The organism is Vibrio sp. TMPB1044, assembly GCF_030442075.1.
Taxonomy (GTDB): domain Bacteria; phylum Pseudomonadota; class Gammaproteobacteria; order Enterobacterales; family Vibrionaceae; genus Vibrio; species Vibrio satsumensis.
The window spans coordinates 59,508-73,510 of sequence record NZ_JAUJED010000023.1 but is presented as its reverse complement, the minus strand read 5'-3'; the positions used below and the strand labels follow the sequence as shown (position 1 = coordinate 73,510).

At 42.3% G+C, this 14,003-nt stretch carries 12 protein-coding genes and 1 pseudogene; 2 read left to right on the top strand and 11 right to left on the bottom strand.

Going from position 1 to position 14,003, the window contains the following annotated elements:
* Positions 1 to 42: 42 nt before the first annotated feature.
* Positions 43 to 231, bottom strand: a pseudogene (locus QQ041_RS16360) (hypothetical protein); the annotation flags it as partial.
* A 392-nt stretch (positions 232 to 623) separates the two neighbouring features.
* Here QQ041_RS16360 and QQ041_RS16355 point away from each other — a divergent pair.
* Positions 624 to 1,931 carry a GGDEF domain-containing protein gene (locus QQ041_RS16355; protein ID WP_285954485.1) on the top strand — a complete coding sequence of 436 codons (1,308 nt, stop codon included), beginning with the start codon at positions 624 to 626 and terminating at the stop codon, positions 1,929 to 1,931.
* A gap of 794 nt (positions 1,932 to 2,725) precedes the next feature.
* Here the strand turns inward: QQ041_RS16355 and QQ041_RS16350 are convergent.
* From QQ041_RS16350 to QQ041_RS16310, 9 genes are all read right to left on the bottom strand, one after another.
* Positions 2,726 to 2,878 carry a YoaH family protein gene (locus QQ041_RS16350; RefSeq protein ID WP_004731009.1) on the bottom strand — a complete coding sequence of 51 codons (153 nt, stop codon included), beginning with the start codon at positions 2,876 to 2,878 and terminating at the stop codon, positions 2,726 to 2,728.
* Positions 2,879 to 2,919: 41 nt separating this feature from the next.
* On the bottom strand, positions 2,920 to 4,068 hold the full coding sequence (locus QQ041_RS16345) for a conjugal transfer protein TraF (protein WP_285954484.1): 1,149 nt from the start codon (positions 4,066 to 4,068) through the stop codon (positions 2,920 to 2,922).
* Positions 4,069 to 4,118: 50 nt separating this feature from the next.
* Positions 4,119 to 5,006 carry a DUF2861 family protein gene (locus QQ041_RS16340; protein WP_146490449.1) on the bottom strand — a complete coding sequence of 296 codons (888 nt, stop codon included), beginning with the start codon at positions 5,004 to 5,006 and terminating at the stop codon, positions 4,119 to 4,121.
* On the bottom strand, positions 5,006 to 5,665 hold the full coding sequence (gene vxrB / locus QQ041_RS16335; RefSeq protein ID WP_146490448.1) for a response regulator transcription factor VxrB: 660 nt from the start codon (positions 5,663 to 5,665) through the stop codon (positions 5,006 to 5,008). Before vxrB ends, QQ041_RS16340 begins: the two co-directional genes overlap by 1 nt.
* The gene (gene vxrA, locus QQ041_RS16330) at positions 5,640 to 7,112 is read right to left on the bottom strand and encodes a sensor histidine kinase VxrA (RefSeq protein ID WP_146490456.1); all 1,473 of its coding nucleotides are present in this window, start codon (positions 7,110 to 7,112) and stop codon (positions 5,640 to 5,642) included. The genes vxrB and vxrA overlap by 26 nt, the downstream gene beginning before the upstream one ends.
* Before the next feature lie 277 nt (positions 7,113 to 7,389).
* Positions 7,390 to 8,787 carry a Re/Si-specific NAD(P)(+) transhydrogenase subunit beta gene (gene pntB, locus QQ041_RS16325; protein ID WP_060981310.1) on the bottom strand — a complete coding sequence of 466 codons (1,398 nt, stop codon included), beginning with the start codon at positions 8,785 to 8,787 and terminating at the stop codon, positions 7,390 to 7,392.
* 10 nt (positions 8,788 to 8,797) lie between these two features.
* Entirely contained in the window at positions 8,798 to 10,345 is a 1,548-nt protein-coding gene (pntA, locus tag QQ041_RS16320; RefSeq protein WP_285954483.1) for a Re/Si-specific NAD(P)(+) transhydrogenase subunit alpha, read from the bottom strand.
* A gap of 299 nt (positions 10,346 to 10,644) precedes the next feature.
* Positions 10,645 to 10,926, bottom strand: a complete 282-nt coding sequence (locus QQ041_RS16315; protein ID WP_060981308.1) for an HlyU family transcriptional regulator — start codon at positions 10,924 to 10,926, stop codon at positions 10,645 to 10,647.
* A 39-nt stretch (positions 10,927 to 10,965) separates the two neighbouring features.
* Entirely contained in the window at positions 10,966 to 11,334 is a 369-nt protein-coding gene (locus tag QQ041_RS16310) for a late competence development ComFB family protein (RefSeq protein WP_060981307.1), read from the bottom strand.
* Between the two features lie 338 nt (positions 11,335 to 11,672).
* On the opposite strand from QQ041_RS16310, the gene QQ041_RS16305 reads away from it, so the two are divergent.
* Positions 11,673 to 12,914 (top strand): GGDEF domain-containing protein, encoded by a 1,242-nt coding sequence (locus tag QQ041_RS16305; RefSeq protein WP_146490446.1) that lies wholly within the window; start codon positions 11,673 to 11,675, stop codon positions 12,912 to 12,914.
* Positions 12,915 to 12,946: 32 nt separating this feature from the next.
* On the opposite strand, the gene QQ041_RS16300 is transcribed toward QQ041_RS16305, so the two are convergent.
* A complete protein-coding gene (locus QQ041_RS16300) occupies positions 12,947 to 13,978 on the bottom strand; it encodes a Solitary outer membrane autotransporter beta-barrel domain (protein WP_146490445.1) in 1,032 nt (343 codons plus the stop codon).
* Positions 13,979 to 14,003 lie beyond the last annotated feature (25 nt).

Here is a 14,003-nt window from a genome sequence, read left to right as displayed (position 1 = left end):
AACCTGTAATAAGCGCAATGATTAACTCATTAAGGAACGCCATCACTTCGTTTTCCATCGTGATGCGTAGTATTCAAGTAGGTATCGCACCATGGCGCGCATGCCTAGCGTATCAACCACAACTGCACCTACTACAAACCAATAAGGGTTAGGGATGTTCTGCAGTGCATTGAACCCTTGTTCGACATATGGCGCGCAATTAAGAATGAAAGACAAAATGAGTGGTAGGAACGTTCTCATAGACAACAAAGTGTTTCGATAAAACTGAGCTCCAAAAAGTGACACTGCAACATATTCTCACTCCACTCAAATTAATGAAATAGCTGTAGCGTCGTGCCTCGTTATCACAGCAAGCCATAAAGCTCGCACACACCGCTCTGATTACACAAACCGAGCCACTTTAAATTTAACTGTATAAATATACAGTTAAATTATTAACCCCGTAAAAACCGCACTTATTGAGTAAATAACATTCAGAATCAAGGGTCTGCGTTCAATTTTTAAACTTGAATTTGGTCTAATGGTGCGCTTTCCTGTATAACCGTCAGTTCTGGATCAGTTTTGGGTATAGCTATTTTATCAATACTAATACTCTAATCTCCGATTGCGCCAACTTTAAGGCATTGCGCATTAGGTTCGAATCACGTGTACGGGTTAGTATCATGAGCGACAAAGCATTCCGAAAACTCAACATATTCCTTTCGATTTTTTGCCTAGCAATCACGCTAGTGTCGTTGATCTCTTTTAATACGCTCATGAATAAGAGCCTCGTTATTACACCAGACAAATACCCTACACGCGTGAACACAGACAGAGACCACGATGGTGGCACCGTTGGCTTGTTACACAGGTCAGAAGATAGAATTGAGTTACAGTGTGACTTTGAACGAACCTATAGCTTGCCATTCTGTGAAATTGAGTTCGTTATATCGACACAAGGTAAAGGGCTCGATCTCTCTACGTTCGATTCGGTCACCATTAATATGGATTACCAAGGCCAAGAAGACCCAAGGTTTCGCTTCTACATTCGTAATTACGACAAGAATTACAGCGTGAAAGGCGATGCTATGTCGAACAAGTTCAATCGCTTAGACTTCTCATTACCAGATAAAAACCACATCGACTTAAACTACTTCAATGTTCCTTTCTGGTGGATTGATCATTATAACCGCCCTGTTTCTGATAGCGCTGTAGACATTACGAACGCGGTATCTGTTGAACTCGGGCTTGGTGCCAGCACGCTTGCTGGGCATCATTCACTTAACATCTCGAGTATTGTGTTCCACGGTAAAATCATCAGCAAGGCTTTGCTAGGTGAGCTATTGGTTGGACTATGGGTGGTATACGCGATCTACTACGTCGCTTGTGCTTTACATATTGCACAACGAAACAAAACGCGTTCAGCACAGCAACAACGCCATTTAACCCAAGAAATTGAAGAGCTAAAGGTAAAGGCCACAACCGATCCGTTGACCGGATGTAGAAACCGAACCGAAGCTTTAGATACCTTCTATGATTTCGAATGGTTGGCGCAACAAGGAAAAACGATTCACATCGCGTTGTTTGATTTAGATTATTTTAAGCAGATCAATGATCAACATGGCCATGAAGTGGGTGACAAAGTACTTATTCAGTTTGTCGCAACGGCGAACAAGAGCCTTGGTGAGCAGTACTTGCTTTATCGCTGGGGTGGTGAGGAGTTTCTACTCGTTTGCCTGGAACAAACTGCGCTACAGTGTAACGAATCAATCGATAATTTTTACCTAGCAATGGAGCAAAGCCCTTGGCCTAAAGCGCTTAAAGTCACGGCTTCGACCGGAGTAACGCAGCTTAAGGAGCATGAATCGATACGTACTGCCATCAAGCGTGCAGACAAAGCGCTCTACCAAGCTAAAGACAACGGACGAAACCAAGTCGCTACGTTTTATTAAGGCTCGCTAGACTGGACTGCAGCTACACATTCAACTCTCGGCACTACTCAATCAACACGCAGTTAATACCCTGTCGATATCGACTCTCCACTTAAGCACCCGTTAGATTTTTAACTGCTGACTAAACAAATCCATAAGCTTTGTTGCCTCATCAGAATTCTAATCGATTCGACACGTCTAAGTACGCTCTTATCATCTGTGATAACACCATCTGTAATAACGTCATCAATGGCATTCTCCGGTTGATACGTATCGTTCCTGAATCGCTCTATAAACAGCTCTTCCTTACCTTACGCCTCTAAGCTTCCTTAGCACTTGTTCTGCAGTCACGTATTGGCGAGTAAAGCTTGCTCTAACCAGTGCTCAGTCACTCTCGGTATCGGTTTTGAACATTACCGTCGCTACTTATCTCGCACTGTTTTTAGATGAAATCCTCATTTGTCTGCTTGTGAACATTCATACACTCGTATCCGCTAAAAACAGAAGTCACAACGTCACTAGCCTTAAAAAACGCAATATATTTAACCACTTAGATGTGGTGACACAAATACTGACACCAAAGATGGCAATTGTTTTACTTTCAGATCTTGCTGTAATTTAATTACAAATAGAAACCGAGAAAAGCTTATAAAGTGGATTACTCTGACATAACTTATTGAATAAACTGAATTTAAGAAGCTTGGGCAGACCGGGAGTTAGGGTAACTAAAGAGTGGGTATGTACGAGATAATATACTAGAGGGTAATATATTTAGTTATAGTGCATTAAGGTGTTAAAAAAGAAGGGCTGATGCCCTACTCTTCTTTATTACTCATTTCTTCACGAATTTGCTCAGCAACGATTTTGATAGCTTGTGCTGTGCTGATGCCCTGAGTCATCATTTCTTGAATTCGTTCAACAGCTTTCTGTTGTTCTTCGTGAGAAAGGGTTGGTAAGTCGTTTAGCATGCTCTGCTCCTTTATTTAGGAGCAGAACTATATAAGGACTGTTAGTAACTAGCAAGGAAATTGATTGAAGCACCCATTGCATTTTCGTTTGTGTAGTTCGCACTTAGATCTAACTGGAACAAGTTGAGTGGCGAGATACCAATACCGGCTGTGACTGTTCCTTCCGAATCAGAGTAAGCCAGGTTCTTGTAGTACCCTCCCCTTAACTTAAGCTGACGTAGAAGATCGACTTCGGTACCAATACGAATCATCTGTTCGTTGTCTTCAAACGAAGTAAACTTTTCAGTCTCATTCAAATCGTAATCGACACTCAACGTAAAGTAGTCAGACACGATACCTGCACCAACGGTGTATACCGGTTCAAGTTGGTAAGTGTATTTACCACCAACTTGGTGTGTCGCACTACTTGTGCTGCTGGTTAACGTTCTCGTCGTATCTTTGGTTTCGATGTCTCGTGAGATCAAGTTAGTTGCTGCAACACCGACTCGGAACGGGCCGAAGAACCAAAGCGCACCAGCATCCATGTTAAATGCAGTGTCGCCATCACTGTTTTCTCTAACGTCAGACAAATCGTAATCATTAACCGACGCGACATAGTTGTATGTGTAAATACGTTGGATCTTAGGTGTAATACCAAATGAGATATGTTGGCCCATAAAAGTTTGGTATTTTGCTAAAGAAATGCCGACTTCTGCGACACCGATAGAAACAGCTTCAACAGTAGACAGTTCAACTTTGTCTTCATCGGAACCTGTTGTGTAAACGTTAGGTGTCGCAAATGATTCTGTGTAGGCTTTCGCGAAAAGGTTTGCAGCAACAAACTGATTAGGCAGAGCAAACGCGACAACACCACCAAGTTCTACATTAGCTTGGTTACCATCGAGTTTATTAAGCGCTGCATCTAAGTCTGCGGTATTTGACGCATCAACGACGCTATCGATATTCGATTTCATATCGTTAGGGTCATTATAGCTACCGCCAAAACTTGGCGTAATCATGCCCATATCATCGTTACGACGATAAATAGCAACAAGTGCCGGGTTATAGAATGGAGCGGTTAGGAAGTTTGCTGAAACAACACCAACACCACCCATAGCATCACCACGCGCTTCAATGGCGTAATTTGCTGCTGAAAGAGGAAGACTGGCGAATGCAATTGATGCTGCGAGTAGTTTAGTTGTATTTTTCATGCCGTTTATCTTTGTTAGATCCCTTACATAGTTAACGGCACAATTTTAAATTACTTTAACTCTTCTTCGCTAGAAATATCATAAGTTTTACTGATAGTTTGTGCTTGTTCTATCGCTATGTCCCCTTGCCAGCGTGAATGCACCATTGAAACCGCTAAAACATAGCGATCATTTGGAAGCTCTTCGCCGGTCAGGTTCATCGGATAATCAGATTCATAGCTCTTGCCCCATACCTGCTCATAGCGCTCGTCGACGTAATCGTACAAACCAATTTCTAGCTTAGGGAGTGGACAATATGGGTTCAGCAGCTCTTTTTTATCAATACGCCACGTGTCTTTTGACGACCAGCGAACTTGCTGACGCATGGCTACTTCGCCAAGAATAATCCATGTGCTCCAAGAGTTGCCGCCATCGCCTTTCACACTTAAACGATACAAGCCTGATTCAAGCTGAGATGGCAAATTGTAACGCTTGCGGTATAAACTCACCGATGCGTTATTTACCATTTCACTCTCTTTAGTGAGTTCACTATCCGAAGAAACGATCTTATCGACCCACCTCTCAAGAGTTATATCTTGGATGTTATTATCGGATTCAACATTAATCGCGACACGAAAAGTATCTCGACCAGGGCTTTGAATGATGTGTCTTTTAACGATGACAGAACTGATCCAATCAGGAAGTGTTTTTCTAGTGAGGGTTTTTCCACAATCTTTGTTCAATGCTTGATCGAACAGTTCATTGAGGTGATCTTCGCGTGATTGAGAAGAGTTGATTTGCCAAACTTCCACTAATGAATCAAACATCTGAGGCAAGTCATTATCTAATAGATGTTTATGTACTTGAGTCAGAGCATCACTACTCTTGAACCAATCAGCTGCTTGCGTGGTATTAGCTACACAAGACAAGATTAATAGTGGAAGTAAGACTTTTTTCATTACGCTTTCATCTTGTAACCAACGCCACGTAGCGTTTCGATTTCTAGACCCGGTAATTTCTGTCTTAGTTGCAGAACGTGGGTGTCTACTGTACGTGTTGTTGGGAAATGGTTGTAACCCCATACATGGTCAAGCAGCTCGTCACGTGTGAAAACACGACCAAGATTACTTGCCAAAAACAGCAGTAGGTCAAACTCAGTACGAGTTAAGGTGACTTCTAGCTCGTTGAAAAACACTTCACGAGTCGCTTTATCAATAATAAGGTTTTGAGCGACAACTTTTGATGCGTCTTGTTCTTCAGCGTCTGGTAGGCGAAGTTGAGCTCGAATTCGAGCAAAAAGCTCAGCCTCTGCGAATGGCTTAGTGAGGTAATCATTCGCACCTGAGTCTAAGCCCGCGACTTTGTCTTTTACTGTCACAAGAGCCGTTAGCAGGATTACAGGAATATCTTTCTTTTTCTTCCAACCTGGAAGCGAATCTACTGAGTCACCATCTGGGAGTTGACGGTCTAGGATAACTAGGTCCGCTTGCTCCCAATAGCCTTCAACTTCAGAGATCAGTTCTGCATGCAAACATTCATATCCAGCTTGCTCAAGGCTAACTAATAAACCGTCAGCTAAATTTTTATCATCTTCAACGAGAAGCAATGTCTGTTTCACAAGGTATCTCCAAAATAAATGTTGTTGGGGGGCCGATAAGCGTCATGTGACCGCCCATTTTTCCGACCATAGATTCAACTATCGTCAGACCTAAACCGAGTCCACTCTTACTTACGAATGGCTTTCTTAGTTGCCCCCAATCTTTGCGAGACAAGTCTCCATTATCTATAACTTTGAATGTCAGCTTCTTGTCAGAAGTATTCAGTTCTAGTATCACTGGAGCTACACCGTATTTCACGGCATTTCTGATCAGGTTGTCGATACACGTTCCTAACCAATATACGTTTACTTTTGCAGCAATATCTTTGTTTACGCGAAGTTCTATACCTGGAGCAAAGTCTTCTTCAACTTTGTATTGAAGCCACTCCTCCACACTTGGTACCCACTCTGTCGCCAACGGTTGGTTGTCTGATTGCAAATAGTCTTTGCTTGCTTCTGCCAACTGCCTCAAACGGCGCGTATCTTCGCACAGCCGACGAAACTCATCATATACTGATTCAGGCAAGTGTTCGAACTCTCGTCTGAACCCTTCAACCGTCAATGACAAACTCGCAATCGGCGTTCTTAATTCGTGCGTTAGAATTTGAAGAACCAGCATACGGCTCTTCATCTCTTGTTTCTTACTGTTCCAACGGTAAATCGCCCAACCCAAAACAAGCATGATGTTGGCAATCACCAAGATAAACATGGCAACTTGCAGAAGCTCTGAATGATCTTCTATTTCCCAACACACATTGCCGCGTTGTACGAAGCAACTTTTACCTTCCGAAGACAAACTGAACGATAAACCAGAAAGTGTTGCGTTTTCATTCCAGACTGATTCTTTGTACAGGTAATATCTGTCGCCGCGCTTTACCCACATTTCGTCAAGCTCTACAAACATGCTCGCACCTGCTAATAGTGCTGTGATGGCCTCACTGTCCATGTTTTGTAGGCGAGATAAAAGTTCATCATGCTCTGTGTTTGGTCGCTCTTGAATATGCATAAAACGTTTCAGAGAGTCGAACTTGTCTGGATATTTTTCTACATATCTCGCCGCATAAGACCCCCCACCAGGGTGAATCAAACCACTACGGCTAAACCAGCGATCAGAAAGCTTGGTTCCTTTGCACATTGCACGAGTAAAAACCAAGGGTTCTGTAATCAAAGGGCTTAACGGTAGTTTTCCGCTACACGTTTTTGATAACTGATATAAACGCTGGATGTCTTTTAACGGATACTCTGCAGTTTGTGGCAACATAGAAGACGGCATGATCAAGCGTGTTGGATAATCAGCCTGCAGCACTCGAATATCATAAGATTCGATTGCGGTTTCATGATCAAAAAGTTTGGTGAAATTATCGATACGCTCAGGCAAAGAGTCAGCAAATGCGTTTGCAGACACAGATAACGTAGCGATAAGAAGAGTAAATGTTCTTTTGATGATCACAAACCAACGCAAATTCATATAGATCAAACAAATATATACCATTCGCTATCAAAGATAAATTTTTAACCGCATGAAAAACAATAGTAATGGCGAGTTATAACAATAAATAGCATCATATTAGAATTGTGTTGCACAAGCGTACTCACAAGTTTAGTGGATGAATCCAACGATCATTCGAACACGTTTTGCGTCAGTTTCCACGTCCTACTTGTTATTAGTTTTGAGTAAAGCAACTTACTGAGAACAAAAAAAGGAGCTCAACGAGCTCCTTTTTAGTTATCACACAAAGTGCTTTCTATAGATGTTCTAGAATACCTAGACAGCTCTGTTTCGCATCACCAAACAGCATCTGCGTGTTCTCTTTGAAGAACAATGGGTTTTGTACACCTGCGTAACCCGTATTCATCGAACGTTTGAATACGATAACGTTCTGAGCATTCCAAACTTCAAGTACTGGCATTCCAGCAATTGGACTGTTTGGATCTTCAAGCGCAGCAGGGTTAACGGTATCATTTGCACCAATAACCAATACAGTATCAGTCTCACTTAAGTCGTCGTTGATTTCGTCCATTTCAAGAACGATATCGTAAGGCACTTTCGCTTCAGCGAGGAGTACGTTCATGTGACCCGGTAACCTACCCGCTACTGGGTGGATACCAAATCGAACATTGATGCCCTGCGCTCGTAGCTTCTCAGTGATTTCATGCACTGGGTATTGAGCTTGAGCTACAGCCATGCCGTATCCTGGGGTAATGATGACAGACTTTGAGTTTTTCAACATGTCAGCTACATCTTCAGCTGATGTTTCGCGGTGCTCACCCTGCTCTTCATCGCCATCAGACACCACCACTTCTTGGCCGAATCCACCAGCAATAACGCTAATAAACGAACGGTTCATCGCCTTACACATGATGTAAGACAGAATCGCACCTGACGAACCAACCAATGCACCTGTTACGATAAGCAGATCGTTTGCAAGCATGAAACCTGCCGCCGCCGCTGCCCAACCAGAGTAAGAGTTAAGCATAGAGACAACCACTGGCATATCTGCGCCGCCAATCGATGCCACTAGGTGGTAACCGAATGCGAATGCGATAAGTGTCATCACCATAAGCGCGAACATGCTGCCGTCCGCTTTAACGAACATAATCATTAGCAATGTAGAAGCAACGATAGCCGCTAGGTTCCACTTGTGCTTATGAGGGATGTTCAATGCAGATGAAGAGATAACGCCGCGAAGCTTACCAAACGCAACAATAGAACCTGTAAACGTCACCGCACCGATAAACACGCCAAGGAACACTTCCACTAGGTGGATAACGTGCTCTGCATGAATATCTGCAGGGTTGATAGAAACAGCAGCAGGTGGATCAATATAGCTGTTATAACCCACAAGTACCGCCGCCATACCTACGAAGCTGTGCAGAATTGCCACCAGCTCAGGCATCTCAGTCATTTCTACTTTTCTTGCGTAGTGGATACCAATACCACCACCGATCACCATAGCAATGATGATCCATACAATACCTGCAGAATGAGGGCCAAAGATCGTTGCGATCAACGCGATTGCCATACCTGTGATACCGTAATAGTTACCTGCACGTGCAGATTCCTGTTTCGATAACCCAGCCAAGCTCATTATAAAGAATACAGCAGCAACAATATAAGCTGCTTGTACTAATCCTTCAGACATCTGTTACTCCTTAGTCTTTACGGAACATTTCAAGCATACGTTTGGTCACAGTAAAGCCACCAAAGATATTGATACTTGCAATTAATACGGCAATAAATGATAAGAACGTGACGACGCCACTTCCTTGTCCTATCTGTAACAGTGCACCGACTACAATGATGCCTGAAATCGCGTTTGTCACGGACATCAGAGGCGTATGCAGAGAATGGCTTACATTCCAAACTACGTAATAACCCACCACACAAGCGAGAACAAAAACGGTAAAGTGAGATAAGAACGCAGCAGGAGCAACCGACGCTATCCAAGCGAAAGCACCAACCGCAATTGCAATGCCGGCGACTTTCTTGACTGGAGACACAGGTTGTTGAACCTTCGGTGGAGCTTTAGCTTCTTCAGGTTTAACTTGTTGTGGTTGAGCTGACACTTGAATTGGTGGCGCAGGCCAAGTAACTTCGCCCTCTTTAACCACAGTTACGCCACGCAGCACGACATCTTCAAAGTCAATATTGATGTTGCCATCTTTCTCTTTACATAGCAGCTTCAGTAGGTTGACTAGGTTAGTGGCGTATAGCTGAGATGACTGAGTCGGCAGTCGACCAACCATATCGGTGTAACCAACAACTTTTACGCCATTAGCAGTTGTGATCACTTGATCGGCAACCGTGTATTCACAGTTACCGCCATTCGCAGCTGCAAGGTCAACAATAACGCTACCTGCACTCATGCTGTCTACCATCTCTTTAGTAATCAGCTTAGGTGCCGGACGACCTGGAATCAGTGCCGTTGTAATGATGATGTCAACGTCTTTCGCTTGAGCCGCATAAAGCTCTTCCGCTTTCTTGTTGAATGCTTCAGACATCTCTTTTGCGTAGCCATCACCCGCGCTGGTATCTTCCTTGAAATCGACTTCCAAGAACTCAGCGCCCATAGACTCGACTTGTTCTTTAACTTCAGGACGAACATCGAATGAACGAACGATCGCACCCAAACAACCCGCAGCGCCAATTGCCGCTAGGCCAGCAACACCCGCACCAGCAACCAATACTTTCGCTGGTGGAACTTTACCTGCCGCTGTAATTTGACCCGTGAAGAATCGACCAAATTCATGCGCCGCTTCAACCACAGCACGATAACCCGCGATGTTAGCCATAGAACTCAATGCATCTAGCGCTTGAGCTCTTGAAATACGAGGTACAGAGTCCATCGCCATCACATTGATGTTACGGCTGGACAATTGTTCCATTAATTCAGGATTTTGAGCAGGCCAAATAAAGCTGACCAATGTTGCGCCATCTTTAAGTAGATCGATTTCATTTTTAGACTCGTCAACGATCGGAGCGTTAACTTTAAAGATAATATCGGATTTCCAAGCTTCATCTGCGGTAACAACTTTTGCTCCAGCTTGTTCATAAGCTGCATCTTCAAAACTTGCTAACGCACCTGCTTGTGATTCAACACAAACTTCAAATCCTAATTTTAGAAGCTGTTCTACCGATTTCGGCGAAGCAGCGACTCGCGTTTCACCTGCGAGTGTTTCTCTTGGTACACCAATTTGCATAGCTATTCCTTGACTATTGGCACAATGACTTATTCGTTTGTATCTAACGACAACTAATACTTCAAGCGTTTTGTTCAAAGAACAGGAAAAGTTATTACTTATAACGATTTGGATGGATTTTGAGCGCTTCATTTGAAGAAATGACGAGCCTCTCGAACAAAGAGGTCAAACCACTTGCAAATAATCCTTTAAATAACAACCTTCTAGCTGTTCTTTATCCCTAAAACTAAAAAGAGCTTTCAGCATATACACTGAAAGCTCTCTAAATTATGACCAACATCAATTCTAACCCTAATTGGTTAGCTAAATATATTGTCGCCCATTTGGTCGATGAACATCTGCGATTTTTTAAGCATCAATTCATCGGCATCTTGTTTGTTTGAAACAACATCTGAACGAATGAAACGGTGGGTTTTGATTTCACCATCGAATTCTTTCTCGATTCGCCCAGCAACACGGTATTGACCAGATTCTGCAATGGCATCTTGATAGATATTGAAGCCTTTATATTCGATTGGTTCAATCTCTACTTTTTGTTCGGTTTTTTCTTTGCCACCAAATAATCTAGAAAAAAATCCCACGTTTTATACTCCTTAAATGACCGTATTAACCCTAAACTATCATGAGTGTTTACGGTTCAACAATGGCTTTTCATACCATTGCAATTCTACATCTTCATCAAAATTGTGTTGACTAAATATAACGGGCACATTGTCGTCACGTTCGCGTCTTCTATCGTCAATAATCATGCTTTCCGCATTCTTGACTGCGATCTCACTATTTCGTTTATAGAGCACCAGTTTGTCTTCTGGTAATGCCGAAAGAAAATCGATATCGAAACGAATATAAATAGGTTTAAGCTGCCCTAAAGCCAAGCACGCAAGATCAGCCAGCTGTTCGTTGGTATAATTAGACACATATTCCTCGGTAGCCAAAACATGACCAACCAGAGTTTCCATATAGTTATGTACATCAACACTAATTTGCATACTACACCTCCATTTGTAGCTATCACGACAGATCGTGTTCTAGCCTGATTGGCAACGACCTACATATTGTTACCTTACTATACCCTACTCATTACTACAGATTTACTAACTACATGTTAACTAACTATAACGACTAATTAATTTCTCATATATACTATGTAGTTCGTTCTATGGTTAATAGCAACTCAAATACATATAAAAAGAGTTGCACCAATAGCGACCTATGACTATGTTTTTGCTCTGATTTAGGCAAAAAGCTTGGCAATCGCTTGTTTAACCGTATCCTACGTATAAAATTAAATTATAAGATCATCAGTATAGTTAGGCTCACCAAATAAATGGCATCTTCTTTTGTAACGTCGAGCATGTTTCGATTTTGCTTCCCCCTATTTTTATTGGCAATTATACTCGTTGGTATGAACAACGTCATTCTTGTGACGGATTCAAACTTAGGGTTTGCTAGCAACCTTCCATATATCCTATTGAGCGTTGCCGTTTTACTATGCCATACATTCAGACAAGGGCGTATGGCCATGGTGTCATCAACCATGCTAGTAGCATACCTGATCATCCAAGTTCGCTTACAAACGCCTCTTAATACCGGAACGACTTTGTTAGAACTATCGCTTCTTGCGTCATTAGTTCCTGTAACCTGTTTATTGGTGTATGCATTTCCTGACAACGGCGTAAACTCAAAATCCATGCTCCTCTACGCCATCGTTCTGGTTCTTTTCATGGTTTGGGCACAATTGATCGTTTCTCACTTCCATGCTGGTGGGTTTGAATCATGGAGTGAAGGCCTTCTTTTTGTTGTCAGAGATTTCTCAAAACTGCCTTTGGTTCTAGTGTTATATAGCCTTTGCTTACTTGGCCTTACAGCCATTCTTGTGTTGGTGTATAACCGCTCTATTGATGTTGTCGTTTATAGCGCAATCTTGCTTTCTTCTTGTACGTTCATCTTCTTTGACGTGCAATATATCTCTAGCACAATGTTCTCGTTATCAGGCACTTTGATCATCGTTTATGTGATGTCTGCCAGCCACGATATGGCCTTTAATGACCAATTGACTAACATCCCTGGCCGACATGCCTTAGAAGTGGATATGAAGCATCTAGGACGTAAGTATTCAATGGCCATGGTCGATATCGATCATTTCAAAAAATTTAACGATACTTACGGCCATGACATTGGCGACGACGTATTGAAGCTAGTAGCACGTATATTGAGAGAGACCACGGGTGGAGCTAAAGCTTATCGCTATGGTGGTGAAGAGTTCACGATCATTTTTAAAGGCAAATACTCGGAACAAGTTAAAGAACACCTTCAAACTTTGATTTCCGAGATTCAGAACTACGACATGACGATTCGTAATAGCCACGAGCGTCCTGATGATCATGAAGTGGGTATGAAAAAGCGTGGTAAGAACGGCAAACCATCGGAAGTAGTAAATGTGACAGTAAGCATTGGATTGTCTGATAGCACGACGACCAAACACCCTGAAGAAGTATTAAAGCTTGCCGACAAAGCGCTTTACAAAGCGAAAGAAACTGGTCGAAACAAGCTATGTGTTGATAGCTAAACGTAAGTGTTGATAACTAGACTAAAGGGAGCTTAATCTTGGTTAAAGAAGATAACTAAGCTCCCTCCTTTTAAACTACTTCCGTAGTTGATCGTAAATCCAATTCCCACATTATCGACCCATTCATTAAATAGATTTGGATTAAGCAACCAACCTACACTGCCCTCATAGTAAGAAGTGGTACCCATAGAAGCCACGGTGTCACCGCCAATATCAATTCTTCTAATACTTGAGTACATTGATGTGATATTTTTATCCCAACGTACTAGATCATAGAAAATCTTGGCCTCATTAGCGATATACCAACCTTCAGGGTTTCCGATATCACCGTTATTGGCTTCTCCCCAACCTACACCATTAAAGTAGTGCCAACTGGTACTGAGCTTGTATTTACCCCAATCATTCTTGTCTTCGAAAGTCAGCTTGATCTTAGGCTCAATGATGTATGCCCATGCATCAGTATTATAATAGAGCCCGTCCAATTGATCTTGAATAGGTTCAAGCAATGAAGAGCGATATTCAAAGTCATTACGGTAATATGAAATATGGTTACCAATTGCCGAACTGAAGCTCCAGTGTTCGTTGAGTTGAGACACATTGGCAAACGCCACGTAACCAGAAATCACTGACTCTTTTTGAAAGTCACTTTTAATTGTTGACGCATATTCCACATCATTCTCAATTCGTAACGCTGAGAGGCGTAGCGTTACCTCTTGATGGTTGTCTTCAATGTAACTTGGTAGTTCAAATGTATAAGGGAGACTGAGGGAGGTGATGTTTTGTCGGCGACTCACTGAATCATTCGAACCAATATCTTCATTGTCCAAGCTCAACACTTTATTTGGATCGAAATTATTGATACCAAAGGTAAAAACATCAGTATCATTCAGTAATACACTGGTAGCAAAGCGCTGCTCTAATTCCTTACGGAAGAGATCAGACAGGGAGCTGGCATATACGGTGGTTGACACTGTAGTTAAAAATAGAGGAGCCGCGGTTAAAAATAGAGGAACCGCAAGCGCCCAATAGGTGTTAGTCACAGAAAATGACTTTGAATGTGGCATTTCTTTTATCACTTAAAGCATTTCC

Bases quoted from the DNA above. Each gene is read 5' to 3' on its own strand.
- QQ041_RS16350 (WP_004731009.1), bottom strand. From the start codon at position 2,878: ATGCTAAACGACTTACCAACCCTTTCTCACGAAGAACAACAGAAAGCT.
- QQ041_RS16300 (WP_146490445.1), bottom strand. From the start codon at position 13,978: ATGCCACATTCAAAGTCATTTTCTGTGACTAACACCTATTGGGCGCTT.
- QQ041_RS16345 (WP_285954484.1), bottom strand. From the start codon at position 4,068: ATGAAAAATACAACTAAACTACTCGCAGCATCAATTGCATTCGCCAGT.
- pntA (WP_285954483.1), bottom strand. From the start codon at position 10,345: ATGCAAATTGGTGTACCAAGAGAAACACTCGCAGGTGAAACGCGAGTC.
- vxrA (WP_146490456.1), bottom strand. From the start codon at position 7,112: ATGAATTTGCGTTGGTTTGTGATCATCAAAAGAACATTTACTCTTCTT.
- QQ041_RS16340 (WP_146490449.1), bottom strand. From the start codon at position 5,006: ATGAAAAAAGTCTTACTTCCACTATTAATCTTGTCTTGTGTAGCTAAT.
- pntB (WP_060981310.1), bottom strand. From the start codon at position 8,787: ATGTCTGAAGGATTAGTACAAGCAGCTTATATTGTTGCTGCTGTATTC.
- QQ041_RS16305 (WP_146490446.1), top strand. From the start codon at position 11,673: ATGGCATCTTCTTTTGTAACGTCGAGCATGTTTCGATTTTGCTTCCCC.
- QQ041_RS16310 (WP_060981307.1), bottom strand. From the start codon at position 11,334: ATGCAAATTAGTGTTGATGTACATAACTATATGGAAACTCTGGTTGGT.